A 26,360-nucleotide genomic window follows, 5' to 3' on the forward strand; every position below is an offset into this window, starting at 1 on the left:
AGGCACTGTGCCTCATCAGATTTGCGCAATAAATTGCGCCGCCACGGGATGAGAGATCAGATTTATTCGAATTCCTGGTAGTTATAAATCCCCGCCGCCAGCACCAGTTGCGAGGCCACTTCGCGCGCTTTCTCTTTATTCACCAGCAGATCAATCAGTTTCAGCGCAAAATCTATCGACGTGCCCGGTCCCTGGCTGGTCAGAAGATTGACGCGTGGATCCCACACTACCCGTCGTTCCATCCATTTCCCCTCTGGGATGGTCTCTTTCAGGCCGGGAAAGCCGGTCATATTGCCCACCGGGAACAGATCGTGCGGCACCAGCACCGTGCCGGGTGCGGCGCAAATCGCTGCGACAATCCGGCCAGAGAGATGAAACTGGCGCACAGTTTCCACCAGCAGCGGGCTGTCGCGGAAGGTTTGTGCGCCTTTCAGGCCGCCCGGCAGCACAATGGCCGCGTAATCGTTATCCGCCACTTCTACCAGCGGTGCATCAGCCAGCAAGCGCACGCCACGCGAGCAGACGATCTCCCGGCTGCCATCGCTTTCAACACTGGCGGTGGTGACCTGTAAACCGCCACGCACCAACAAATCGATGGTGGTGACCGCTTCGGTCTCTTCACTGCCATGTGCCAGGCAAACCAGAACCGATGCGTTCATGCTCATATTGGGACTCCTTGCGTTTAATCAAATCATATAAACGGGTGTTCTCCGGCAATGCCATGCCCTGCGCACGTGCACGACGCAGCAGGTAGCCGGTAATGTAATCAATCTCGGTCTGGCGCTGCGCCCGGACATCCTGCAACATCGATGAGACATTGGCCGCGGTGGTGTCGATGACGTCATAGATGATGTCACGCAGATTATCGACCGCAATATGCTGACCTTCGCGTTCCATCACCCAGGCAATCTCCTCGCACAGTTTGGCGATTTGTTCAGGCCATGCGCGCAACGCACCGTTCTGGCAATCGTGCTCCACGGTCATCGGGTTGATCACGCAATTGACCGCCAGCTTGCGCCAGCAGGCCGAGGCGATGTTGTTATGCCAGGCAACATCGGGCAGCGCCTGATGCAGGATATCTGCGATATCGCTCATCGCTTCACTCTCACGACTGGCTGGCCCAATGTGGGTGATGCCTTGCGCCACATGTTTGATCACCGTGCCATCACGCATCGCCGCGTGGGTAGTGATGCCACGCAACAGCGGCTGCGCGAGATCCTTCAGTTCATCCAGCGTGCCCATACCGTTATGCAGCAACAGGATCGGTGCGTGTGTGGGGAATACGCTTTGCAGATTCTTCACCGCAGGGGAAACCTGCGGCGCTTTTAGGGTGACCAACAATAAGTGGCTCTCCGCCAGAAACAGCGGGTCGTTGGCGATAAAGGTCTGGTTGCTGACGTTGCCTTCAGGATCGACCACATTGACCGAACAATAGGGCTGCGGCACGCGCAGCCAGCCCTGAACATCATGTCCCTGGCGTGCGAGGGCGGCGAGCCAAATCTGGCCCAGGGCGCCGCAACCCAACACGGTAATTTTCATTGTGCCTCCCGCTGACGGGTTATCGTTTTCACTACACACTATCAGTATAGCTTTCGGTGTATCGTGTTTTATTAGCGCGACAAGACGCGTATTATGCATGTCACTTTAGCGTCAGGAGAAGACAAGATGCCATCTTTCGATATCGTTTCTGAAGTCGAACTACAGGAAGTCCGTAATGCGGTGGAAAATGCCAGCCGTGAACTGTCTACCCGTTTTGATTTCCGTAACGTCAGCGCCAGCATTGAGCTGAACGAAAAGAATGAGACCATCAAAATCACCACGGAGTCTGATTTTCAGGTCAAACAGCTGGTGGATATTTTACGGGAAAAACTGCTGAAGCGCGGCATTGAAGGGGCGGCGATTGAAGTCCCGGAAGAGATCGAGCATAGCGGTAAAAGCTGGAGCGTCGAAGCCAAACTGAAAAAAGGCATCGAAAGCGACGTAGCGAAGAAGCTGGTGAAGCTGATTAAAGACAGCAAGCTGAAAGTGCAGACCCAGATTCAGGGTGAAGAACTGCGTGTCACCGGTAAATCGCGTGACGATCTGCAAAGCGCGATGGCGCTGGTGCGTGGCGGCAATCTCGGCCAGCCATTCCAGTTCAAAAACTTTCGCGATTAATCGCGTTTATCGCGCGCGGCACGGCGATACAACGTGCTGCGCGCGATACCTAATGCCTGCGCGGTTTTACTGATATTGCCATTGAAACGTTGTAGCGTTTCAGCAATCAACCGTTCATCATGGCTTTGCCTGTCCTCGACCACCACCGGAGCCGCAGACCGTCGGTATTCGGCCGGCAGATGCACTTCACTCACTTCTTCCCCTTCATCCGCCAGTGCCAGCAAGACGCGTAACAGGCTGCGCAGTTGACGTATATTGCCCGGCCACGGCAGCTGTGCCAACGAGGTCAGCAATGCGGGCGACAGCTGAATATCGCGATCGCCACCCCCCAATTCCAGCCACAAACGCTGAATGAAGCCTGCGATATCCGGCCACTCGCGCAGCGGCGGAATGGTCATGGAAAACTCCTGAAGACGATAGAGTAAATCCTCACGGAACTCGCCCTCAGACACACGTTGCGCCAGATCGCGATGTGTGGCGCAAATCACCGCAAAGTTAACCGGCCAGCTGCGGCTGGACCCCAAAGGCGACACTTCTTTTTCCTGCAACACGCGTAGCAGACGGGTTTGTAGCGCCAGCGGCATATCACCAATTTCATCGAGGAACAACACGCCACCGTCAGCTTCGCGAATTTTACCGATATAGCCGTTTTTGCCCGCGCCGGTGAAGGCTCCGGGTTGATAACCAAATAATTCGGATTCGATCAGCGATTCCGGGATGGCAGCGCAATTGATAGCGACAAATTTTCCCTCACGCCAGCGGCTCTGTTGATGCAACGCGCGGCTGACGAACTCTTTGCCGCTACCAGTTTCCCCATGAATGCACAATGAAACCCCCGCGTTCAGCAGTCGCACCATTTTCTCGCCCTCGCGTCGCAGCGAGAAGGGCAGCTCAGTATGGCTGGCTGCGGGTGTGACAAAATGGGTACGGTGCGGCGCGCGCAGGCGGAACCAGAAGGTTTGTGCACAGTAATTCAACGGCAGAGGAATGGTGCTGGCGGCCTGCTCCAGATGGGGAAACAGTTGCTGGAACGTCAGGGAACCGAGCTGCTCGGCGCTGAGCGCCAGTTCGCGCATCGCCAGACGATTGGCTGCCATCAGCACATTATCGGAGAACACCAGCAGCAACTCGTCGCTGGTATCGATGCCCTGGGGCTGCGTATGCAGGCTCATCAGCCATTGTTGCGGATGCAGGCTCTGCTTCACCCACAAATATTCGATTTGTTTTGCCGCAGCTTTCACCCAACTGAAGGTTTGCGGATGCGGGAAGTGCGCCGGACCCGAGATATCCAGTACCCCGGCAATCTGGCCGTTCGGCATCTGGAGCGGCATGGCAGCACAGTACAACCCCTGGTTGCGTGTCAGAAAATGTTGCTGTCCGTCAATCTCGCAGCCATCGTCAATCGCCAGTGCCGTACCGATAGCGTTAGTGCCACGGCCACACTCGCTCCATAAATTACCCGGAGCCAGCGCATAGCGTTGCGCTTTTTCCATCGACTGCATGTCACCAAAGGTATGTAGCACCATGCCGCTGGCATCGGAGAGGATCACCACCGATTGTTTCTGCGCCATTTTCTGCGCCAGCTGATTGATCACCGGTTGAGCAAACTGCTGCAACCCGCTGTTACTGGCGAGCAAATCCGCCAGTTCACCCTGGCGTACGCGGGGAAAGTCATCAGCGGTGCGATCAAGACCGTAAAGTTGGCTGCGGAACCAGGAATCGCTCAGAAGCGGAGTGGCGTCGATCGCGGCGGATGAATTTCCCTGCATTGATAACCTCATGCCTTAGCAAAGTGTTGCGACATTGTAGCTATTTGGTTTTTGTGGTGTTGCGATATGCAACACAGATGGCGATTTTTACCGCACCATCCCATTGACTTGTTAGGGTTATTGTTTCCGTAACTCTCTGATGAGTATCATCATTTTTAAATCCATCGCAAGCTGAAAAAACTGGCACGCGCGCTGCAATAGCAATATTGGCAGCGGGCTGTTCAACCTGGCGACCCTCAGGTTGCCGCTGCCAGCTTCAGAACATCTGACCCTACATTAAGGAGTTTGCGATGCGTTATGCACATCCCGGCGCGCCCGGCGCTTTGGTTTCTTTCAAAGCGGCCTATGGCAACTATATTGCGGGCAAATTCACAGAGCCGCTCAGCGGCCAATACTTTACTAACACCTCGCCAGTTGATGGCAGCGACATTGCGCAGTTCCCCCGTTCGGACGCGCGTGATATCGATTTAGCACTGGATGCTGCTCATCAGGCCGCTGACGCCTGGGGAAAAACCAGCGTTCAACATCGAGCCAATTTATTGTTGCAGGTGGCGGATCGTATCGAAGCCAATCTGGAAATGCTGGCCGTTGCCGAAAGTTGGGACAACGGTAAGCCGATCCGTGAAACGCTGAATGCCGATCTGCCCTTAGCGGTGGATCACTTCCGTTACTTTGCGGGTTGCCTGCGCGCGCAGGAAGGTAGCACGGCAGAGATCGATGAACACACCGTCGCCTATCATTTCCACGAGCCGTTGGGGGTGGTAGGGCAGATTATCCCGTGGAACTTCCCGTTACTGATGGCGGCATGGAAACTGGCTCCGGCACTGGCTGCGGGTAACTGCGTGGTGCTGAAACCCGCCGAGCAGACGCCGCTGGGGATTACCTTGCTGCTGGAGTTGATCGGTGATCTGTTCCCGGCTGGCGTGCTCAATGTGGTTCAGGGTTTTGGCCGTGAGGCGGGGGAAGCGCTGGCGACCAGCAAACGTATCGCCAAAATTGCCTTCACCGGTTCGACCCCCGTTGGTCGCCACATCATGGCCTGTGCGGCGGAGAATATTATTCCCTGTACCGTCGAGCTGGGCGGTAAATCCCCCAACATCTATTTTGCCGATGTGATGGACGGTGAGCCGGAGTTTATTGAAAAAGCGGTGGAAGGGCTGGTGCTGGGCTTCTTCAATCAGGGCGAAGTCTGTACCTGCCCATCACGCGCGCTGATCCATGAATCGATCTATACGCCATTCATGGAGCGGGTGATGGCAAAGATCGCCACTATCCGTCGCGGCGATCCACTGGATACCGAAACTATGATCGGTGCCCAGGCTTCCCGGCAGCAATTCGATAAAATTCTCTCTTATATCGACATTGCACGACAAGAAGGCGGCCAGATCCTGACCGGCGGTGAACGTGCCAGCATTGCGCCAGCGTTCGATAACGGCTTCTACATCCAGCCGACGCTGATCAAAGGTGACAATCAGATGCGCTGCTTCCAGGAAGAGATTTTTGGGCCGGTGATTGGTGTCACCACCTTTAAAGATGAAGCCGAAGCACTGGATATCGCCAACCAGACGCAGTTTGGTCTCGGTGCCGGTGTCTGGACACGAAACACTAATCTGGCGTATCGCATGGGGCGTAGTATTAAAGCTGGCCGCGTCTGGACCAACTGTTACCACATCTATCCGGCGCATGCTGCCTTTGGCGGTTACAAGCAATCCGGCGTGGGCCGCGAAACCCATAAAATGGCGCTGAACGCCTATCAACAAACCAAAAACCTGCTGGTTAGTTACGACATCGCACCACTGGGCCTGTTTTAAGCCCGCAAATCCTTTTGGAGAGTGAATTGATGACTATGAAGATCAAAACCACGATGAAAGCGGCAGTTGTGAAATCATTCGGTGAGCCATTAGTGATTGAGGACGTGCCGGTTCCGGCGGTGGGGCCGGGCCAGATTCTGGTGAAAATCGCGGCCACCGGGGTTTGTCATACCGATCTGCATGCTGCGGAAGGTGACTGGCCAATCAAGCCGACCCCACCATTTATTCCCGGTCACGAAGGGGTGGGGCAGATCGTGGCAGTGGGTGAAGGAGTGAAACATCTCAAATTGGGTGATCGTGTTGGTGTGCCCTGGCTCTACTCGGCTTGTGGGCATTGTGAATATTGTCTCGATAGCTGGGAGACCTTATGTTTGTCGCAGCAGAACGCCGGTTATTCGGTCAATGGCAGCTTTGCGGAATATTGTCTTGCTGATGCTAACTACGTCGGTGTGCTGCCGGATAACATCGAGTTCAATGAAATCGCACCGATCCTGTGTGCCGGCGTGACGGTATACAAAGGGCTGAAGATGACCGATACCAAACCGGGTGACTGGGTGGTGATTTCCGGTATCGGTGGCCTGGGACATATGGCGGTGCAGTATGCGGTAGCGATGGGGCTGAATGTGGCTGCGGTTGATATTGATGACGAGAAACTGGAGTTTGCTAAACGTCTGGGTGCCAGCGTGGTGGCTAACGCCAAAAATGTGGATCCGGCAAAATTCTTCCATGAAAGCTTCGGCGGCGCTCACGGGGTGCTGGTAACGGCGGTCTCACCGAAAGCCTTTGAGCAGGCGCTGGGCACCATGCGTCGTGGCGGAACCATGGTGTTGAATGGTCTGCCACCGGGCAAATTTGACCTGTCGATCTTTGATATGGTGCTGGACGGCATTACGGTGCGTGGTTCGATTGTTGGCACCCGTAAAGATTTGCAGGAAGCACTCGACTTCGCCGGTCGTCACAAAGTGAAAGCCAATGTGGCGGTGGAGCCGTTGGTCAATATCAACGATATCTTCGCGCGGATGCATGCCGGTAAAATTGAAGGCCGCATTGTGGTTGATATGTCGTTGTAAACAACAAGCCCGGCGCAGTCCACAGTGGCCGGGCTTGGTTTTAACTGCTGGCGAGCAGCGCTTCCAGTTCGATGCGGCTCGTCACTTTACTGTCTATCTTGATGTAGGCACTTTTCTCTTCCGGCACGATAAATACCGAGGCAACCCCCGGTTGGGCTTTCAGGCGCTTTTCCAGGTTTGGCGCTGCCAGGACCGTATCGCTCAGCACAATGCGCAGGCTGCTGACGTAAGGCGGTTCATGCATCGACATGCTGATGAACAGCCAGATCGCCGCCACCACCGCACCGACCAGAAACACCGTTTGTGCGTCAAAATGACCAAATACCCAACCGCCCATGCTGCCGCCAATTGCGACACCGAGGAACTGGCTGGTGGAGTAGATTCCCATTGCAGTGCCTTTATAACCCGGCGGGGATTCTTTACTGATCAGTGACGGCAGAATTGCTTCCATCAGGTTGAAGGCAAGGAAAAACAGCTGCACACCAATGACCAGCGTCCAGAAGTGGCTGCCCGCACCCCAGAGTACGATTTCCGCCACCACAATCAATCCGACACAGCTAACAAACACGCGCTTCATGCGGCGTTTGACTTCGGCATAAATGATGAAAGGGATGACGCTGACAAAGGAAACCAACATCGTTACCAGATACACCTTCCAGTGCTCTGCTGCCGGGAATCCTGCCTGCTCAAACTGACCGGGCAGAGCGACGAAGCTCGACATCAGTAGGATGTGTAGACACAGGATGCCGATATTCAGCTTCACCAGACGTGAATTGGCCAGTACCGCGCGAATGCTGCCCTTGACCATGCCGGACTCGCGGTTCAGCACGTGGTTTGGGGCATTCGGTACCACCAGCAACGTGATGACAATCCCGAGACTGGCAAGAATCGCAATCATCCAGAACAACGCGTGTAGGCCGAGTGCATGGGTAACAATCGGACCGAGAACCATCGCGATGGCAAAAGTGACGCCAAAGCTGATACCAATAAAGGCCATCGCTTTGGTACGGTTCTGTTCACGGGTTAAATCCGACAGCAGCGCCATCACTGCGGCGGCAATGGCACCAGAGCCTTGCAGTGCACGACCCAGAATAACGCCCCAGATCGAGGTGGTACTGGCGGCAATCACGCTGCCCAGCACAAACAGCAGCAGGCCGCCGACGATCAGTGGCTTACGGCCAATACGGTCGGAGAGTAAGCCAAAGGGGATCTGAAACACCGCCTGTGCCAGGCCATAAATACCTATCGCCAGGCCAATCAGGGTTTCGCTGGCACCTTGTAACGCCATACCATAAGTGGTGAGTACCGGCAGTACCATAAACATGCCCAGCATACGCAGGGAAAAGACTGTGCCCAACCCCCATGTCGCACGCAGCTCCACTGGAGTCATTTTATTATCGTTCATTCCAACCTCTGAAAAATTGCTGCTTCTATTCTAGGGAGCAGGGCAGGGCGGGTAAAACAATTGTTTTTAAGCGATGGTAACAAAAAGAAAGGGCGCGAAAATCGCGCCCTTTCATGGATTTGCGGAGCAAAATTACCAGACGTAAGTCAACAGGTCTTTTGACGCCGGGGCCATAAAGTCCACCGACATCATTACGCTCAATGCAGTGACCGCAATGATCGAGAAGACAAACAGTTTACGCGCCCAAACTTTGTCGTTTGAGGTTTTGTAACCTGAAAGTGCCATCCCGAGCCACCAGACGCTCACTGCCGCAGCAACCACCAGATATTTGTAGCCAGCGTAGCCACCCAGCGACAACATCAGCGTGGCAATCATAAACGCCAGGATATACAGCGTGATATGGTTTTTCGCCACGGAGATGCCTTTCACCACCGGCAAAACCGGGATGTTCGCTGCCTGGTAATCTTTAAAGCGGAAGATGGCAATCGCGTAGGAATGCGGCATCTGCCACAGGCTAAAGATCGCCAGCAGAATCAGCGCGCCAGCATCAAACTCGTTAGTCACCGCGCAGTAACCAATCACCGGCGGCATCGCGCCGGAGAGGCTACCAATCAGCGTACCGTAGACCGAATTACGCTTCATGTAGAGGCTGTAAATGCCGACATAGACTACGAAGCCCAGCACCGCCAGCCACATGGCCAGCGGGTTAGCACCGAAATAAAGCAACGCAAAACCAGCAATACCTAATGCGGTTGCATAAACCAGGCTCACTTTCGCCGAGATAAGGCCTTTGACCAGCACTCGATTCCGCGTTCTCTCCATCTTGATATCGATATCGCGGTCGATCACGTTGTTGAAAACACAACCTGATGCGACAACCAGCGATACACCCACCAGTGAGATGACGAACAAGGTGTAATCAATGCTGCCCTTCGAAGCCAGCAGGAATCCACCGATCACAGAAATTAAATTGCCGAAAATAATTCCTGGTTTTGTTACTTGCAGGTATTGCTTAATCATCATGGGCGACTCTTAGTGGACCATCATGTTGTAGTTGAGGTTCCACATAATCCACAGTGAGCCTACTACGACAATCAGGATAATGACTGCCGCAAAGACAATGGCCACCATGTTCCAGCCACCCTCAGATTTGCTATCCAGGTGAAGGAAGTAGACCAGGTGCACCAGCACCTGAACCACCGCACACACCAGTACTACAGCCAGAATGGTGCCTTTAGAGGCGCTGCCATCCATCACCATCCAGAACGGGATCGCCGTCAGGATGATCGACAGGATGAAGCCAATCATGTAGGACTTCACGCTACCGTGTGATGCACCATGTTCGGTTGCTGAATGACTCATTACATGGCCCCCATCAGGTAAACAATGGTAAATACGCAGATCCACACCACATCCAGGAAGTGCCAGAACAGGCTCAGGCACATGATACGGGTGCGGTTCGTGGCGCTCAGACCACGTTTGGAGATCTGGAACATCAGCACTGCCATCCAGATCAGACCAGAGGTCACGTGCAGACCGTGCGTACCAACCAGGGTAAAGAATCCGGACAGGAAGCCGCTACGGTTTGGACCGAAGCCTTCCATGATCAGGTGATGGAATTCATAGATTTCCATCCCGATAAATCCGGCACCGAACAGGAAGGTCAACGCCAGCCAGCTGATGACCGCGCCCTTGTTCTGGTTGTTCATCGCAATCACTGCCATACCATAGGTAATGGAGCTAAGCAGCAGCAGCGCGGTTTCGACCAGGACAAACGGCAGTTCGAAGATATCTTTACCTGCCGGGCCACCGGCAGTGTTGTTGACCATAACTGCATAGGTCGCAAACAGGGTTGCGAAGATAATGCAGTCACTCATCAGGTAGATCCAGAAGCCAAAGATTTTATTGGCTCCTGCATCGTGATGCCCATGCTCCGCATGGGCGTCGTGGTGGTGTGTCGTCACAGTTTGAGTTGACATTATTTCAGACCTGCTTTGCTGATTTCGTCAAAGTGCTTCTTCTCGATCTGCTCGATTTCCGCAACCGGTACGTAGTAATCCACGTCTTCATCGAAGCTCTTCACAATCCAGGAGATGATCATGCCCAGGAAGGCGACAACCACCAGCCACCAGATGTGCCAGATCGCCGCGAAGCCGAAAATCGTACCGAAGGCAGCGATAACAATGGCAGCACCACTGTTTTTCGGCATATGAATTTCTTCATATTTAGCCGGCTGCTGATACGCTTCGCCTTTCTCTTTCATTTCCCAGAAAGCATCGCGCTCGTGAACGTGGGGGATTACAGCAAAGTTGTAGAACGGCGGCGGTGAAGAGGTTGCCCACTCCAGCGTACGACCACCCCACGGGTCACCGGTCAGATCACGGTTCTGGTCGCGGTCACGCACAGAAACGAAGAACATGATCAGCTGGCACAGGATGCCACAGGCGATCAGCGCAGCACCGAATGCCGCAACCACCAGCAGTGAGTGGAACTGCGGTTCGATGTCCTGGCTAACACGACGGGTCATACCCATGAAGCCCAGAGCATACAGCGGCATAAACGCAACGAAGAAGCCGATGATCCAGAACCAGAAGGCGCGTTTGCCCCAGGTCTCGTTCAGGGTGAAGCCGAAGGCTTTCGGGAACCAGTAGGTCACGCCAGCCATACAACCGAACACCACACCACCGATAATAACGTTATGGAAGTGCGCGATCAGGAACAGGCTGTTGTGCAGGACAAAGTCCGCACCCGGAACTGCCAGCAGAACCCCGGTCATACCACCGATAGAGAAGGTTACCAGGAAGCCGATGGTCCACAGCATTGCTGAGTGGAACTCAATACGACCCTGATACATGGTGAACAACCAGTTAAAGATTTTCACGCCAGTCGGAATCGCGATGATCATCGTCATGATACCGAAGAAGGCGTTAACGTTGGCACCCGCACCCATGGTAAAGAAGTGGTGCAGCCAAACGATGAACGACAGTACGGTAATGGCGATGGTCGCCCACACCAGAGAGGTGTAGCCAAAAAGACGCTTTTTCGAGAAGGTGGCTGTGACTTCAGCGAAGACACCAAACACCGGCAGGACGAGGATGTATACTTCCGGGTGGCCCCAGACCCAAATCAGGTTGACGTACATCATCATGTTACCGCCCATTTCGTTAGTGAAGAAATGGAAGTCGAGGTAACGGTCGAGAGTCAACAGTGCCAGCGTTACGGTCAGAACCGGGAACGCAGCGATGATCAGGACGTTAGTACACAGAGCAGCCCAGGTGAAAACCGGCATTTTGAACAGGTCCATGCCCGGCGCACGCATCTTCAGAATGGTAACGAAGAAGTTGATACCGGTCAGCGTGGTCCCGATACCGGATAGCTGGAGACTCCAGATCCAGTAATCGACCCCGACGCCGGGACTGTACTCCGCACCCGAAAGCGGCGGATAGGCCAGCCAGCCAGTCTGTGCGAACTCGCCCACACCCAGAGACAGGTTAACCAGGATCACACCGATCGCAGTGAACCAGAAGCTCAGGTTGTTCAGGAACGGGAAGGCAACGTCGCGAGCGCCAATCTGCAGCGGAACCGCGATGTTCATCAGACCTACCACGAAAGGCATCGCCACGAAGAAGATCATGATCACGCCGTGGGCGGTGAAGATCTGGTCGTAGTGGTGCGGCGGCAGTATGCCGGCTTCCCCGGCGGAAGCCATAACCTGTTGGGTACGCATCATCACCGCATCGGCGAAACCACGCAGCAGCATGACAAACGCCATGATGATGTACATGATACCCAGTTTTTTGTGGTCGATTGACGTCAGCCATTCAGACCAGAGATATTGCCATTTACCAAAGTAGGTGATGGCCGCAATCACAGCCAGACCACCTATGATGATACCGGCAACCGTAACCATGATAATTGGCTCATGGTACGGCACTGCATCCAGTGTTAATTTTCCGAACATCGTATTATTCCTCGGCTCCCGCGGAAGCGGCGTGACTCATGTCCATGCCTTTGTGCTCAGGCATGTCCATCTTCCCGTGGCTCATCATGAACTTATCAATAACTTGCTTGAACAGTTCCGGATTGGCCGTAGAGAAATATTCCACCGGGTGATTTTCGCTTGGCGCAGCCAGTTTCTCGAAATCATCCATGGTGGTCAGCGTGTTTGGAGCCGCTTTAACTTTGGCTACCCACTGCTGGAATTCCGCGTCGTCTTTGGTGGCAATGGCTTTGAACTTCATACCAGAGAAACCGCGACCACTGAAGTTAGCAGAGATACCGTCGAAAATTCCCGGCTCGTTGGCGATCAGGTGCAGTTTGGTCTGCATGCCCGCCATCGCGTAGATCTGGCTACCCAGCGTAGGAATAAAGAAGGAGTTCATGACGGAGTTGGAGGTGATCTTGAAGCTAACCGGAGTATTTGCCGGGAAGGCAATCTGGTTAACGGTTGCAATGCCCTGTTCCGGATAGATAAACAGCCATTTCCAGTCCAGCGCGACAACGTCGATCTCAACCGGTTTGACGTCAGAGGCCAGCGGTTTGCTCGGCTCCAGCGCATGGGTTGATTTCCAGGTCAGAACACCGAGGAAGAGAATGATCAGGATCGGAATGGTCCAGACCACGGCTTCCACTTTGTTAGAGTGTGACCAGTTGGGGGTATACTTCGCTTCGGTATTGGTCGCCCGATATTTCCAGGCAAAGAATACCGCCATAAAGACTGCGGGGATTACGACGATCAACATCAAGCCAAAAGCTGTCAGAATCAACGAACGTTGCTCCAGTGCAATCTGTCCTTTGGGATTTAACAACGCACTATCGCAGCCACTGAGTAATACAGCGCCTGCAATTAATGACAAAATCCCCAAACTTTTATTGTATTTCCTGAGTCTCATTTAACGACCTCAATGACAAAGGGCTCTATTGTCGTTTAAGTGTGCGCGCATTTTACGGGAAGGTTTATGCAGTGTAAACCTGCTTAAGGATGTGTCAGAAGGCTGTTGACACCTTTTGCTAAGGGTGTCACAGATGTTGCGCAGGGTGACAAATTATTAACGCAGACAAGCAGTTGGCATTATTATAACAAAATCAAATGATAGAAACCGCAGTAAAATCAGGGAAAGCATAAACCGTACTTTTAATACCCATTTATTTAACAATTTTGCATCATTTTTGCGATAATAAAGCTACAAAATAATTGCGCACCGGGTTTTAATATTTCCGCTAATTGTTAATTTAATGTTTCTTTTTGCCGTTGCAAAAAAATGCTATCTGATAAAATTTAGTCGCTGATATTTTTTCGTCAATTAATTCGACAACAAGAATATAGCGACTAAACCTGATGGGGGTTTATCCGGGGGTGTTTTCGCAAGGCGAGGCAATCCAGTGTCACCCCAGATGCCACTGCGATTAAGGCCAGTGCCATCCCTACTTCGAACAGGTGAGCCAGTAGATCACCCGGTTGCCAGAACCCTGCGGCGCTCAATGCCAGCGTTACCAGCCAGGCTGCCAGCAAGGCACAGCCAAGGCTAAATAATCGAACCGTCCAGCGATAACCTTGTTGCCATTGGCTGCGAGGGATGAATTCACCGGTTTGCTGGATGGCATTCAGGGTGTTGCGGCACACCCACAGCAGCAGCAGACCAGGTAGGCCAGCGACGACGGTAAAGGCGTAGAATGTTGACCATCCCCAGAGTTCAACCAGCCAGCCAGCGGCAGGCCCGACATAGACCCGGCCCACGGCGGAAAGCGCGGAGAGCAGGGCAAACTGTGTCGCGGAGAATGATTTGTTGCACAACGTCATCAGCAGCGCGACAAAGGCCGCTGTCCCCATGCCACCGCACAGATTCTCAATAAAGACGGCTCCCGCCATGCTCCACAAATGCGGTGGCGTCACCGCCAGCAACCAGTAGGCAAAATTGGAGAGCGCCTGCAACAGGCCAAAGATCATCAGCGCCCGGAACAGGCTCAGACGTTGCATCAGTACGCCGCCGTACAGCGCCCCGATAATGGTCGCCAGCAGGCCAAGCGTTTTATTCACCAGACCGACATCGCCCGGATTAAAGCCAACGCCACGGATAAGAAAGGTGGTGGTGAGTGAGGCCGCAAACGCATCACCCAGCTTATAAAGGATGATAAGCGTAATCAGTAGCCAGGCATTGTTACGCTGGAAGAAATCTTTCAGTGGTAATGAGACAGCCTGGCGCAGGTTACGGGGTTCATTCGCCGGGACTTCAGGCTCTTTGGCCAGCAAGGTCGCGATCAAGCCTGGCACCATCAATATGGCCATCAACCAATAAGTAGCCTGCCAGCCGAGATAGCGGTCAGCGAGCCACAGAGCGAGACCGCCGGAGATCAGCATCGCCAGCCGGTAGCCTAAGACGGTAATGGCCGCGCCACTGCCGCGTTCTTCGGGCGGCAATATGTCAGTTTTCCACGCATCAAACACAATATCCTGCGAGGCGGAACAGAAAGCGACCAGCACCGCGACGGCGGCCAGCAGGGTTAAATCACGAGAGGGCTGCATAAAGCCCATTGCCACAATGCCGCCAATCAGCAATAGCTGCGTGACCAGCAGCCAGCCACGACGACGACCAAGGAAGGGCGGGGTGTAACGGTCCATCATTGGCGACCACAGGAACTTAAAGACGTAAGCCTGGCCAACAAGGGAGAAGAAACCAATGGTTTTCAGATCAATATTCTCAACCGTCATCCACGCCTGCAACGTGCCAGCGGTTAACGCCAACGGGAGTCCGGAGGCGAAACCCAGTAATAGCAAAACGGCAGCGTTACGTTGGGTAAAAATGCGTAGATAGTGAGAAGTCATAGCAAACCTGAAGTGAAACCCGGCCAGTGATGGCCGGGGGAAGAACGACGTAATTAGCGGGCGTTCTGTTTAATAAAGTTGTGAACGCTCGTATCTTGCGCCATATCGGAGATGACGTCACTTAACGTAGAGTTAACGGCGTTAGTAATCTTGTCATTCGTTGCAGTGAAGGCGCCTTCTACACTATAGGTCTGGCGGTAGTTTTTAACCTGTTTGTTACCATTTTTCGCGGTAGCAATAATAGAAATATCTGCTTTGGTGGTGATGCTGTAGCGCACGTTACCTTGCGTGACATCGGCATACAGGCCATTGACCACGATTTGCAGGTCGACAGCGCCATTCGGACCCACCATATAGCCACGTGCGGTCATCTGTTTCTCCAGCACTTCCTGAAGCAGGAAACGCAGGTCACGGGATGGCGTGAGAGTGACCAGTTGACCATCGCGGTTGACTTTAGCCAGCGCCTGGTCGCTGCGCTGATCGGCACCGTTGATGCTGACGGTCACACCCATCAGGCTAGGATCCTGTTGGGGTAGCTGAATTTTTGGTTGAATATTCAGCGTGGTAGTATTGCTGGCACAGCCGGCCAAGATAAATGCAGCCAGCAGAGGAAATAACAGTTTTTTCAACATACTCATTCTCATTAGCGGTATATGGGTTGGTTTGCAAAACTGCGGCCATCATAGCATTGCATGAGTGCGAAAAAAGCCCTATGCCAGTGGAAATTGATTGTAAAGGGTTTTTTCAGAGAGATAGAGATAAACCCGCGTTGACCTGCGTGACAGTATGGTTAAGATGCTCTCCCGTTATTATTTTTTCCAGCTTCCCTGCGGAAATGGCGAAAAACCTACTAATATTTAAACAGATGAGGCACAGCGCTCGCCGTAGAGGAGTGTTACCAATGATTCGCGAAGAAATAGAAGAAAAGCTGCGTAAGGCGTTCGAACCTGCACACCTCGAAGTGCATGATGAGAGCTACCGTCATAACGTGCCTGCTGGTTCTGAAAGTCACTTCAAAGTGGTGATCGTCAGTGACCGTTTTACCGGACAGCGTTTCCTGGCCCGTCATCGCTCCATTTATAGCGAGTTGACGGCGGAGTTTGCTGGAGGTGTACATGCGCTGGCACTGCATACCTACACGCAAAAAGAGTGGGACGGTTTACAGGATACGGTACTGGCTTCACCCAATTGCCGTGGAGCTGGCACCCTCGCCTGATTCTTCTCACTTCATCTGACTAAAAAACGGCCTGCGGGCCGTTTTCTCTTCCTTATTTATGCTTAAACGCGATCTGCGGCGCAAAAAAGCAGCAAAACCGTTTAAAAGTGGTGACTTTGCAGCCTCGACTAGCCTGGATGATGCCGCTATAATGCGGCGTCTATTTTTCCGGAATGTCTTCGGGAGCTTCTGACAACAGGGAACAGGTTCTGTCAGCAGATGCCCTCCCGCTAGTTGGATACGGCGCATTTCTTATGTGTGGTGTCTGAAGTTGACCGAGCATGTGATTTTTTGAGGTAGCAAGATGACAGTTTCAGTAGAAACCACTCAGGGTCTGGGCCGTCGCATTACGATTACTGTTGCAGCTGACAGCATCGAAAGCGCAGTGAAGAAAGAACTGGTGGATGTGGCGAAGAAAGTCCGTATCGATGGTTTCCGTAAAGGCAAAGTACCGATGCAGATCGTAGCGCAGCGCTACGGTGCCTCTGTTCGCCAGGACGTGCTGGGCGATCTGATGCAGCGCAACTTTGTTGACGCCATCATTAAAGAGAAGATTAACCCGGCTGGTGCCCCGAACTACGTGCCAGGCGAATACAAACAGGGTGAAGATTTCACCTACGCGGTAGAATTTGAAGTCTACCCGGAAGTTGAGCTGCAAGGTCTCGACGCCATCGAAGTTGAGAAGCCGGTTGTTGAAGTGACCGACGCTGACGTCGATACCATGCTGGAAACCCTGCGTAAGCAGCAGGCGACCTGGAAAGAGAGCGATGCTGCGGCTGGCGCTGAAGATCGCGCTACCATCGACTTCTCGGGTTCTGTTGACGGTGAAGAGTTCGAAGGCGGTAAAGCTTCTGACTTTGTTCTGGCCATGGGCCAGGGCCGCATGATCCCAGGCTTCGAAGAAGGCGTTGTGGGTCACAAAGCCGGTGAAACCTTCACCATCGACGTGAAATTCCCGGAAGATTACCACGCGGAAAATCTGAAAGGTAAAGACGCGAAGTTCGAAATCGTACTGAAGAAAGTTGAAGTACGTGAACTGCCGGAACTGACCGAAGAATTCATCAAGCGTTTTGGCGTGGAAGATGGTTCAGTTGCTGGTCTGCGTACCGAAGTGCGTAAGAACATGGAGCGTGAGCTGAAAGGCGCAATCCGTAACCGTTTGAAGTCTCAGGCGATCGACGGACTGGTTAACGCTAACGCTATCGACGTACCGGCTGCACTGATCGACAGCGAAATCGATGTTCTGCGTCGCCAGGCGGCTCAGCGTTTCGGTGGCAACGAGAAGCAAGCGCTGGAACTGCCGCGCGAGCTGTTCGAAGAGCAGGCAAAACGCCGCGTTGTTGTTGGTCTGCTGCTGGGCGAAGTAATTCGCACCAACGAATTGCAGGCTGATGAAAGCCGCGTTAAAGCGCTGATCGAAGAAATGGCTTCTGCCTACGAAGATCCGCAGGAAGTGATCGAGTTCTACAGCAAAAACAACGAGCTGATGAACAACATGCGCAACGTAGCGCTGGAAGAGCAAGCGGTTGAAGCGGTGCTGGAAAAAGCGAAAGTGACCGAAAAAGCCACCAACTTCCAGGAACTGATGAACCAGACCGCTTCGGCCTGATTCGTTCGTTAACACGAAGTGCGAAGCCCGTGACAAAAATGTCGCGGGCTTTTTTATTTTCTCGCGCTGAAAAGTCTGGATTTGTCTTCTATTTGATTAATTAACCGGCAAATTATCCGCTAAGCTCTTTTTCCGTGTTAGCGAATGGGGAAAAGGTTGTTATGCTTGAAATAACTGGGCAGCATCCCCAGATACAGGGAGAATGCATGAAGACAGTGAAACTGACTGATTAACCGTCCTGTTGGTGTCGGAGTGAGGAGGCAGCGCATAGTTTTCATCGCGCGTCTCACGTAAAATCGGTACAGAATGTTGCCAACGAAATTTATCCAGGAGACGGTAATGTCATACAGTGGCGATCGTGAATTTACTGCACCGCACATGGCGCTGGTGCCAATGGTGGTCGAACAAACCTCGCGCGGCGAGCGTTCTTACGACATCTATTCCCGCCTGCTCAAAGAGCGTGTGATCTTTCTGACCGGCCAGGTTGAAGATCATATGGCTAACCTGATCGTGGCGCAGATGCTGTTTCTGGAAGCGGAGAATCCTGAGAAGGATATCTACCTCTACATTAACTCACCGGGTGGGGTGATTACCGCCGGTATGTCAATTTATGACACAATGAAATTCATCAAGCCGGACGTTAGCACCATTTGTATGGGCCAGGCCTGTTCAATGGGCGCGTTCCTGCTGACGGCAGGCACCAAAGGCAAACGCTTCTGCCTGCCTAACTCGCGCGTCATGATCCACCAACCGCTGGGTGGCTATCAGGGCCAGGCAACGGATATTGAGATCCATGCGCGTGAGATTCTGAAAGTGAAGCAGCGTATGAATGAACTGATGGCTGAACACACCGGCAAATCGCTGGAGCAGATTGAGCGAGACACTGAGCGTGACCGTTTCCTCTCTGCCAGTGAAGCGGTAGAGTATGGTCTGGTCGATTCTATTCTGACGCATCGCCAATAAGACACATCTGCCGGGCACCTGGGCTATAGTTAACAGGACAACAGGCAGATGAGTTGATTGAATATCGGCCGTAACGTGCGGCCAGTGCCGTACGCCCGTATGGCCCGAGAACGAAAAGAGGTTAGCTGATGACAGATAAGCGCAAAGACGGTTCAGGTAAGTTGCTGTACTGCTCTTTTTGCGGCAAAAGCCAGCATGAAGTGCGTAAGCTGATTGCCGGGCCGTCAGTGTATATCTGCGACGAATGTGTCGATTTATGTAACGACATCATTCGCGAAGAGATTAAAGAAGTTGCCCCGCATCGCGAGCGTAGTGCTCTGCCGACGCCGCATGAGATCCGCCATCATCTCGATGATTATGTTATCGGGCAGGAAAAGGCGAAAAAGGTGCTGGCGGTGGCGGTTTACAACCACTACAAACGCTTGCGCAATGGCGACACCAGCAATGGCATCGAACTGGGTAAAAGTAACATTCTGCTGATCGGTCCAACCGGTAGCGGGAAAACCCTGCTGGCAGAAACGTTGGCACGTTTGCTGGATGTCCCCTTCACGATGGCCGACGCCACCACGCTAACTGAAGCGGGTTACGTGGGTGAAGATGTGGAAAACATCATTCAGAAGCTGCTGCAAAAATGCGATTACGATGTGCAGAAAGCGCAGCGCGGCATTGTCTACATTGATGAGATCGATAAGATTTCACGCAAGTCAGACAACCCGTCCATCACCCGTGATGTATCGGGCGAAGGTGTACAGCAGGCGTTGCTGAAGCTGATCGAAGGCACTGTCGCTGCCGTGCCGCCGCAGGGTGGCCGTAAGCATCCGCAGCAGGAGTTTTTGCAGGTTGATACTTCAAAAATCCTGTTTATCTGTGGTGGTGCGTTCGCCGGTCTGGACAAAGTGATTTCTCAGCGTACAGAAACCGGTTCAGGTATTGGTTTTGGCGCAACCGTAAAAGGTAAATCACAGAAAGCGAGCGAAGGCGAACTGCTGTCTCAGGTGGAGCCGGAAGATTTGATCAAATTTGGTCTGATTCCTGAGTTTATTGGTCGTCTGCCGGTGGTTGCGACACTGAATGAACTGAGTGAAGAAGCGCTGATTCAGATCCTGCGTGAGCCGAAAAACGCCCTGACGAAACAGTACCAGGCGCTGTTTAACCTGGAAGGCGTTGAGCTGGAGTTCCGTGACGAAGCGTTAACGGCGATTGCCAGGAAAGCCATGTCACGTAAAACCGGTGCCCGTGGTCTGCGTTCAATTGTTGAAGCTGCCTTACTTGAAACCATGTACGACCTGCCTTCCATGGAAGACGTCGAGAAAGTGGTGATCGATGAGTCGGTGATTGAGGGCCAGTCCGAGCCAATGTTGATTTACGGAAAGCATGAAGCTCAAGCCTCTGGCGAATAAATAAACAATTAAACCACGTTGTTATCTTATAAAAGGGGAAAATCGTTTCCCCTTTTGTTTTTCTCACGCCTGTGACATTGAATGTCGGATAAGCATCCCCATATACTCAATATCCTGTGGGTTTAACTGCATATTGACGGTGTTCAGGCGGTTCCCATCACCTGGCGGACATTAAACTAAGAGAGAGCTCTATGAATCCTGAGCGTTCTGAACGCATTGAAATCCCCGTGTTGCCTCTGCGCGACGTGGTGGTTTATCCGCACATGGTAATTCCGTTGTTTGTGGGTCGGGAAAAATCGATTCGGTGCCTCGAAGCCGCGATGGATCATGATAAGAAGATCATGCTGGTTGCACAGAAAGAGGCTTCAACGGATGAACCTGGTATTAACGATCTCTTCTCTGTAGGGACCGTCGCTTCGGTATTGCAAATGCTGAAGCTGCCGGATGGCACGGTCAAAGTTCTGGTTGAGGGAGTGCAGCGCGCACATATCACCACGCTGGCAGATAATGGTGACCACTTCGTTGCCCAGGCTGAATATCTGATCTCGCCCGAAATCGAAGAGCGCGAGCAGGAAGTGCTGGTCCGTACGGCCATCAATCAGTTTGAAGGCTACATCAAGCTTAACAAAAAAATTCCTCCAGAGGTGTTAACCTCACTTAACAGCATCGACGATGCCGCCCGTCTGGCTGATACCGTTGCGGCGCATATGCCGTTGAAACTGGCCGATAAACAATCTGTGCTGGAGATGTCCGACGTCAATGAGCGTCTGGAATATCTGATGGCGATGATGGAGTCGGAAATCGATCTGCTGCAGGTTGAGAAGCGTATTCGCAACCGCGTGAAAAAGCAGATGGAAAAAAGCCAGCGCGAGTATTACCTCAATGAGCAAATGAAAGCGATTCAGAAAGAGTTGGGCGAGATGGATGATGCGCCTGACGAATATGAAGCGCTGAAACGCAAAATTGAAGCGGCGAAAATGCCGACCGAAGCGCGTGAAAAAGCTGAAGCGGAATTGCAGAAGCTGAAAATGATGTCGCCAATGTCAGCGGAAGCGACCGTAGTACGTGGCTACATTGACTGGATGGTTCAGGTTCCGTGGAATGCACGCAGCAAGGTGAAAAAAGACCTGCGTAAAGCGCAGGAAACGCTGGATACCGACCATTATGGTCTGGAACGCGTTAAAGACCGCATCCTTGAGTATCTTGCGGTGCAGAGCCGTGTCAGCAAAATCAAAGGGCCGATTCTGTGCCTGGTAGGGCCGCCGGGGGTGGGTAAAACCTCGCTGGGTCAGTCGATTGCCAAAGCCACTGGCCGTAAATATGTCCGTATGGCACTGGGTGGCGTACGTGATGAAGCGGAAATCCGCGGCCATCGTCGTACTTATATCGGTTCAATGCCGGGCAAACTGATCCAGAAAATGGCCAAAGTCGGGGTGAAAAACCCGCTGTTCCTGCTGGATGAGATCGACAAAATGTCGTCCGATATGCGTGGCGATCCGGCTTCTGCCTTGCTTGAGGTGCTGGATCCGGAGCAGAACATCGCGTTTAACGATCACTATCTGGAAGTGGATTACGATCTGTCAGACGTGATGTTTGTCGCGACCTCAAACTCGATGAACATCCCGGCACCGCTGCTGGATCGTATGGAAGTGATTCGTCTTTCCGGTTATACCGAAGATGAAAAACTGAACATTGCCAAACAGCATTTGCTGCCGAAACAGATTGAGCGTAATGCACTGAAAGAAAAAGAAATCAGTGTAGATGACAGCGCCATTATGGGCATCATTCGCTACTACACTCGTGAAGCGGGTGTGCGTAGCCTCGAGCGTGAACTCTCTAAACTGTGTCGTAAAGCAGTGAAAGCGCTGCTGATGGATAAAGCGAAAAAACACATCACCATCAACGGTGATAACCTCAAAGATTTCCTTGGGGTTCAGCGCTTTGATTACGGCCGTGCGGATAGCGAAAATCGTGTGGGTCAGGTGACCGGTCTGGCATGGACGGAAGTAGGCGGCGATTTACTGACCATCGAAACCGCCTGTGTACCGGGCAAGGGTAAGTTGACCTATACCGGTTCGCTGGGTGAGGTGATGCAGGAGTCCATCCAGGCCGCGCTGACTGTGGTGCGCGCGCGTGCGGAGAAATTGGGTATCAATGGCGATTTCTATGAGAAACGCGATATCCATGTTCACGTGCCGGAAGGCGCAACGCCGAAAGATGGCCCAAGCGCGGGTATCGCAATGTGTACCGCGCTGGTGTCCTGTCTGACCGGTAACCCGGTGCGTTCAGATGTGGCCATGACCGGTGAGATCACCTTACGTGGTCAGGTGCTGCCTATCGGTGGTTTGAAAGAAAAACTGCTGGCTGCACACCGTGGTGGCATTAAAACGGTGCTGATCCCGGACGAAAACAAACGCGATCTGGAAGAGATTCCACAGAACGTGATTGCTGATTTGACCATTCATCCGGTGAAACGCATTGAAGAGGTGCTGAACCTGGCACTGGAAAATGCACCTTACGGAATGCAGGTTGCGACCGCAAAATAGTGATTAACGGCAAAAACCGTTAAAAAGCGAGGCGGGCAGGCCAAATGGTGCTTGCCAGCCTTTTTTTGTGCCGCTAAGTTAAGGAGCTGCTGGATCAACGATTAAGACGAATACCGTTGTTTTGGCTCAACAGGCTTGATATAACTGGCTGCGCGTTCGTACCCGGCGGGAAGCGCGGGTGCGATGTGAATAATAAAAGAGGGGATGAATAGAGTGAATAAGTCACAGTTGATCGACAAAATTGCTGCAGATGCGGATATTTCTAAGGCAGCAGCTGGACGTGTATTAGATGCATTCATGGGTTCCGTTTCTGACGCGCTGAAAGGCGGTGATGAAGTGGCACTGGTTGGTTTCGGTACTTTCTCTGTTCGTGAGCGTGCTGCTCGCACAGGCCGTAACCCGCAAACCGGTAAAGAGATCACCATTCCGGCTGGTAAAGTGCCGGGCTTCCGTGCTGGCAAGGCACTGAAAGACGCTGTCAATTAATGACCGCTGTCACATCCGTTGAAGCATTTTCTTCAGTGGATTGAGGACGCAAAAGCCGTTCTCATGTAACATACGGGCACATCAATTTTGATGTGCCTTTTTTTATTCTGATGCGCAGCAAATGGCCCCTTTGGCTGTTGTCTCCGCAGGGTTGTCAGCTGCCAGCCTGAATTGCAGTTGCGCGATGATGACATCGTGTCAGAGCTTTACATTCACACTACAGCGGAGTGTTGTCATACCATGATGGACAATTTACGTGCGGCGGGTAATCACGTCGTGCTCAAAATCATTCTGGGATTGATTATCCTGTCCTTTGTACTGACCGGGGTGGGCAACTACCTGATTGGCGGTAACAGTGATTATGCTGCCAAAGTTAACGGACATGAGATCAGTCGTGCAGAACTGGACCAGGCTTATAACACTGAGCGCAATCGTCAGCAGCAGATGTTAGGCGATCAATTCTCTCAACTGGCCAGTAATGAAGGCTACATGCAGCAGATGCGTCAGCAGGCCCTTTCTCAGCTGATTGATCAGGCGCTGCTCGGCCAGTACATCAAAGATCTGCACATTGGCATCAGCGACGATCAGGTTAAAGACGCGATTTTCAATCAGCAGGCTTTCCAGACCAATGGTAAGTTTGACAACGTCAAATACAACGGTCTGATCACCAGCATGGGCTTCACCGCCGATCAATACGCCGAAGCACTGCGTAAGCAGTTGGCTACTCAGCAGCTGATTAACGCCGTTGCCAATACCGATTTCATGCTGAAAGGTGAAACCAGCAAGCTGGTGGACCTGGTAGCGCAACAACGCGAAATTCGTCAGGCTACCATTGATGTCAATGCACTGGCGGCGAAACAAACCGTTACTGATGACGAAATCAGCCAGTACTATCAACAGCATCAAAGCAGCTTTATGGCTCCGGAGCAGTTCCGCGTCAGCTATATCAAAATGGATGCGGCAAGCTTACAGGAAAACGCTAGCGAAGCGGATATCCAGAGCTGGTTCGATCAACATAAAGCCGACTACTCTCAGCCGCAACGTAACCGCTACAGCGTGATTCAGACTAAAACTGAAGCGGATGCCAATGCTGTGCTGGATGCGCTGAAGAAAGGCGAAGATTTCGCTACCCTGGCGAAAAGCAAATCCATCGACCCGATCTCTGCCCGTAAAGGGGGGGACATGGGGTGGCTGGAGCCGAACACTACGCCGGATGAGCTGAAAAACGCCAACCTGACCGAGAAAGGCCAGCTTTCGGGCGTGATCAAATCATCCGTTGGCTTCCTGATTGCCCGTCTGGATGATATTCAGCCGGAGCAGGTTAAACCGTTGTCTGAAGTGCACAATGCTGTTGCTGACAAAGTGAAGCAGGAAAAAGCGGTCGATGCCTTCTATAAAATGCAGCAGAAAGTCAGCGAAGCAGCCAGCAATGACAACGAATCACTGGCTGGCGCGGCGGAAGCTTCAGGCCTGAAAGTGGTAGAAACTGACTGGTTCAGCCAGGACAGCGTACCTCAGGATCTGGATTTCGACCCGGTTAAACAAGCGGTCTTCAACGGTGGTTTAGTCGGTCAGAACGGTGCGCCGGGTAATAACTCCGACATCATCTCGGTGGATGGCGATCGTGCCTTTGTCCTGCGCATCAGCGAGCACAAACCTGAAGCGGTGAAACCGCTGGATCAGGTGAAAGCGCAAATCGCCGATACCCTGAAGCATGATAAAGCAACTCAGCAGGCGAAAGAGCAGGCGAATAAGTTGCTGGCCGACCTCAACGCGGGTAAGCAGGATGGTCTGCAAGCTGCTGGTCTGACACTGAGCGCCAGCAAAACAGTTGACCGTAACGCACAGGACCCGATAGCACAGTCCGCATTTAACTTGCCGCAGCCGGCTGATAACAAACCGTCATGGGGCGTGAGCGAAGATATGCAGGGTAATGTGGTGCTGGTGGCACTGGATAAAGTCAGCAGCGGCAGTATGCCACAGCCGCAAATTGACCAGATGGTAAAAGGCGTGACGCAGAATAACGCGCAAATCGCCTTCGAAGCCTTGCTGGAAAACCTGCGTAAAGAGGCCAAGATCAAGTACGGCGCAGCCGCACAAATGCAGTAAGCCTCGCAAAAAAATCAGAACCGCTGCAACAGAGAAAGGCTGCTTATGCGGCCTTTTCCATTTCTTATATTCGGCTTTTGAGCCTGAATTCATCCTGTGACACTCTGCATCTGCTGTTAAACACAAGGAGAGACACAGCATGATCAAACAAACATTTCAGGTTTTATTCTTCTCGTTGGCCCTTGGCGGTACGGTGTGTTCCACCAACCTTGCTGCGGCAGAAAGTCCCAGTGAAACGCAGGCAACGCAGGTATCCCCGCCAGCGGAAGGGCAGGTCAGTATCAATCAGGCGAGTGCAGAGGAACTTGCGGCAGCGATGAATGGCATTGGCCTGAAGAAAGCGCAGTCGATCGTCAGTTATCGCGAACAATACGGTCCGTTTACCGCGATCGAGCAGCTTAAGGAGGTGCCAGGGATCGGTAGCGCGTTGGTTGAACGCAACAGCGCCCGCCTGAAATTGTGAGAAAGTTCGCGACTCAGGAAGGATGAAGCAAACCTGCATTTACGCTGTGCTATGCTCAACAGGTCCAACCAGTTGTCATTCTCAGCGTAATCAGGAGCAACAATGCAGACCACGATCAAAGTGCGCGGCTACCATCTTGATGTCTATCAGCACGTTAATAATGCGCGTTATCTGGAGTTTCTTGAGGAGGCACGTTGGCAATGGCTGGAAGATGTCGATGCGTTTAACTGGCTGGTGCAACAGAAACTTGCCTTTGTCGTGGTGAATATCAACATTAATTATCGCCGCCCGGCGGTGCTGGGCGACGTCCTTACCATTGAGAGCGAGATTGCCCAGTTGAATGGGAAGAGTGGGATTATCTCGCAACGCGTTTTGCTGGCCAGCGATGGCTCGCCGGTTGCTGATGCAGCATTAACCTTTGTCTGTATCGATCTGCGTACGCAAAAAGCGGTGCCGATGGAAGGGGAACTGCGTGAACGGTTGGCGGCATTGATGGTGTGAAGAGAGACTGGCGTCAGCGACGCCAGTATAGA

Annotated in this window: 23 protein-coding genes; 12 read left to right on the forward strand and 11 right to left on the reverse strand. The window is 52.7% G+C overall.

The annotated features are described in order from the left end of the window. Nucleotides 1-62: 62 nt before the first annotated feature. Together yajL and panE are read right to left on the reverse strand one after the other, a co-directional pair. Nucleotides 63-659 carry a protein deglycase YajL gene (gene yajL, locus AC6I8W_RS05240; protein ID WP_497838109.1) on the reverse strand — a complete coding sequence of 199 codons (597 nt, stop codon included), beginning with the start codon at nucleotides 657-659 and terminating at the stop codon, nucleotides 63-65. Then, nucleotides 619-1,539, reverse strand: coding sequence for a 2-dehydropantoate 2-reductase (gene panE / locus AC6I8W_RS05245; RefSeq protein WP_497837272.1), 921 nt, complete (start codon nucleotides 1,537-1,539; stop codon nucleotides 619-621). Before panE ends, yajL begins: the two co-directional genes overlap by 41 nt. Before the next feature lie 126 nt (nucleotides 1,540-1,665). Here panE and AC6I8W_RS05250 point away from each other — a divergent pair, with 126 nt between their 5' ends. After that, complete coding sequence (locus AC6I8W_RS05250) at nucleotides 1,666-2,157, forward strand: YajQ family cyclic di-GMP-binding protein (RefSeq protein ID WP_480369071.1); 492 nt, start codon at nucleotides 1,666-1,668, stop codon at nucleotides 2,155-2,157. Here AC6I8W_RS05250 and AC6I8W_RS05255 read toward each other — a convergent pair. Further along, entirely contained in the window at nucleotides 2,154-3,926 is a 1,773-nt protein-coding gene (locus tag AC6I8W_RS05255; protein ID WP_497837273.1) for a sigma-54-dependent Fis family transcriptional regulator, read from the reverse strand. The genes AC6I8W_RS05250 and AC6I8W_RS05255 overlap by 4 nt on opposite strands. 290 nt (nucleotides 3,927-4,216) lie before the next feature. On the opposite strand from AC6I8W_RS05255, the gene exaC reads away from it, so the two are divergent. Then, the gene (gene exaC, locus AC6I8W_RS05260; RefSeq protein ID WP_497837274.1) at nucleotides 4,217-5,737 is read left to right on the forward strand and encodes an acetaldehyde dehydrogenase ExaC; all 1,521 of its coding nucleotides are present in this window, start codon (nucleotides 4,217-4,219) and stop codon (nucleotides 5,735-5,737) included. Nucleotides 5,738-5,766: 29 nt separating this feature from the next. Continuing rightward, a complete protein-coding gene (gene adhP, locus AC6I8W_RS05265; RefSeq protein WP_497837275.1) occupies nucleotides 5,767-6,807 on the forward strand; it encodes an alcohol dehydrogenase AdhP in 1,041 nt (346 codons plus the stop codon). 40 nt (nucleotides 6,808-6,847) lie between these two features. On the opposite strand, the gene AC6I8W_RS05270 is transcribed toward adhP, so the two are convergent. From AC6I8W_RS05270 to AC6I8W_RS05305, 8 genes are all read right to left on the reverse strand, one after another. Then, nucleotides 6,848-8,212, reverse strand: a complete 1,365-nt coding sequence (locus tag AC6I8W_RS05270) for an MFS transporter (RefSeq protein WP_497837276.1) — start codon at nucleotides 8,210-8,212, stop codon at nucleotides 6,848-6,850. A 132-nt stretch (nucleotides 8,213-8,344) separates the two neighbouring features. Continuing rightward, entirely contained in the window at nucleotides 8,345-9,232 is an 888-nt protein-coding gene (cyoE, locus tag AC6I8W_RS05275) for a heme o synthase (protein WP_497838110.1), read from the reverse strand. Between the two features lie 12 nt (nucleotides 9,233-9,244). Next, complete coding sequence (locus AC6I8W_RS05280; RefSeq protein WP_013508126.1) at nucleotides 9,245-9,574, reverse strand: cytochrome o ubiquinol oxidase subunit IV; 330 nt, start codon at nucleotides 9,572-9,574, stop codon at nucleotides 9,245-9,247. Beyond that, a complete protein-coding gene (locus AC6I8W_RS05285) occupies nucleotides 9,574-10,191 on the reverse strand; it encodes a cytochrome o ubiquinol oxidase subunit III (protein ID WP_013508127.1) in 618 nt (205 codons plus the stop codon). Before AC6I8W_RS05285 ends, AC6I8W_RS05280 begins: the two co-directional genes overlap by 1 nt. Further along, nucleotides 10,191-12,173 carry a cytochrome o ubiquinol oxidase subunit I gene (gene cyoB, locus AC6I8W_RS05290; RefSeq protein WP_497837277.1) on the reverse strand — a complete coding sequence of 661 codons (1,983 nt, stop codon included), beginning with the start codon at nucleotides 12,171-12,173 and terminating at the stop codon, nucleotides 10,191-10,193. The genes AC6I8W_RS05285 and cyoB overlap by 1 nt, the downstream gene beginning before the upstream one ends. Before the next feature lie 4 nt (nucleotides 12,174-12,177). Beyond that, nucleotides 12,178-13,104, reverse strand: a complete 927-nt coding sequence (cyoA, locus tag AC6I8W_RS05295) for a cytochrome o ubiquinol oxidase subunit II (RefSeq protein ID WP_497837278.1) — start codon at nucleotides 13,102-13,104, stop codon at nucleotides 12,178-12,180. A 437-nt stretch (nucleotides 13,105-13,541) separates the two neighbouring features. Continuing rightward, nucleotides 13,542-15,035 (reverse strand): muropeptide MFS transporter AmpG, encoded by a 1,494-nt coding sequence (gene ampG, locus AC6I8W_RS05300; RefSeq protein ID WP_497837279.1) that lies wholly within the window; start codon nucleotides 15,033-15,035, stop codon nucleotides 13,542-13,544. Between the two features lie 53 nt (nucleotides 15,036-15,088). Next, nucleotides 15,089-15,667 (reverse strand): lipoprotein, encoded by a 579-nt coding sequence (locus tag AC6I8W_RS05305; protein WP_497837280.1) that lies wholly within the window; start codon nucleotides 15,665-15,667, stop codon nucleotides 15,089-15,091. A gap of 269 nt (nucleotides 15,668-15,936) precedes the next feature. Between AC6I8W_RS05305 and bolA the strand changes: the two genes are divergently transcribed. The 9 genes from bolA to AC6I8W_RS05350 all read left to right on the forward strand — a co-directional run bounded on the left by bolA (nucleotide 15,937) and on the right by AC6I8W_RS05350 (nucleotide 26,328). Next, complete coding sequence (bolA, locus tag AC6I8W_RS05310) at nucleotides 15,937-16,251, forward strand: transcriptional regulator BolA (RefSeq protein WP_013508132.1); 315 nt, start codon at nucleotides 15,937-15,939, stop codon at nucleotides 16,249-16,251. A 304-nt stretch (nucleotides 16,252-16,555) separates the two neighbouring features. Continuing rightward, nucleotides 16,556-17,860 (forward strand): trigger factor, encoded by a 1,305-nt coding sequence (gene tig / locus AC6I8W_RS05315; RefSeq protein ID WP_497837281.1) that lies wholly within the window; start codon nucleotides 16,556-16,558, stop codon nucleotides 17,858-17,860. Nucleotides 17,861-18,199: 339 nt separating this feature from the next. After that, nucleotides 18,200-18,823: an ATP-dependent Clp endopeptidase proteolytic subunit ClpP gene (clpP, locus tag AC6I8W_RS05320; protein WP_013508134.1), complete on the forward strand. Its 624-nt coding sequence runs from the start codon at nucleotides 18,200-18,202 to the stop codon at nucleotides 18,821-18,823. A gap of 128 nt (nucleotides 18,824-18,951) precedes the next feature. Next, a complete protein-coding gene (gene clpX / locus AC6I8W_RS05325) occupies nucleotides 18,952-20,223 on the forward strand; it encodes an ATP-dependent protease ATP-binding subunit ClpX (protein ID WP_497837282.1) in 1,272 nt (423 codons plus the stop codon). 191 nt (nucleotides 20,224-20,414) lie between these two features. Next, nucleotides 20,415-22,769, forward strand: a complete 2,355-nt coding sequence (lon, locus tag AC6I8W_RS05330) for an endopeptidase La (protein ID WP_497837283.1) — start codon at nucleotides 20,415-20,417, stop codon at nucleotides 22,767-22,769. A 213-nt stretch (nucleotides 22,770-22,982) separates the two neighbouring features. Next, entirely contained in the window at nucleotides 22,983-23,255 is a 273-nt protein-coding gene (gene hupB / locus AC6I8W_RS05335) for a nucleoid-associated protein HU-beta (protein WP_014606441.1), read from the forward strand. Between the two features lie 240 nt (nucleotides 23,256-23,495). After that, a complete protein-coding gene (ppiD, locus tag AC6I8W_RS05340; RefSeq protein WP_497837284.1) occupies nucleotides 23,496-25,364 on the forward strand; it encodes a peptidylprolyl isomerase in 1,869 nt (622 codons plus the stop codon). Nucleotides 25,365-25,503: 139 nt separating this feature from the next. Continuing rightward, nucleotides 25,504-25,827 (forward strand): ComEA family DNA-binding protein, encoded by a 324-nt coding sequence (locus AC6I8W_RS05345; RefSeq protein WP_480369108.1) that lies wholly within the window; start codon nucleotides 25,504-25,506, stop codon nucleotides 25,825-25,827. Between the two features lie 102 nt (nucleotides 25,828-25,929). Next, entirely contained in the window at nucleotides 25,930-26,328 is a 399-nt protein-coding gene (locus AC6I8W_RS05350; RefSeq protein WP_480369111.1) for an acyl-CoA thioesterase, read from the forward strand. Nucleotides 26,329-26,360 lie beyond the last annotated feature (32 nt).

This window comes from Pantoea sp. X-Soil-TKNS-1211 (assembly GCF_059730495.1).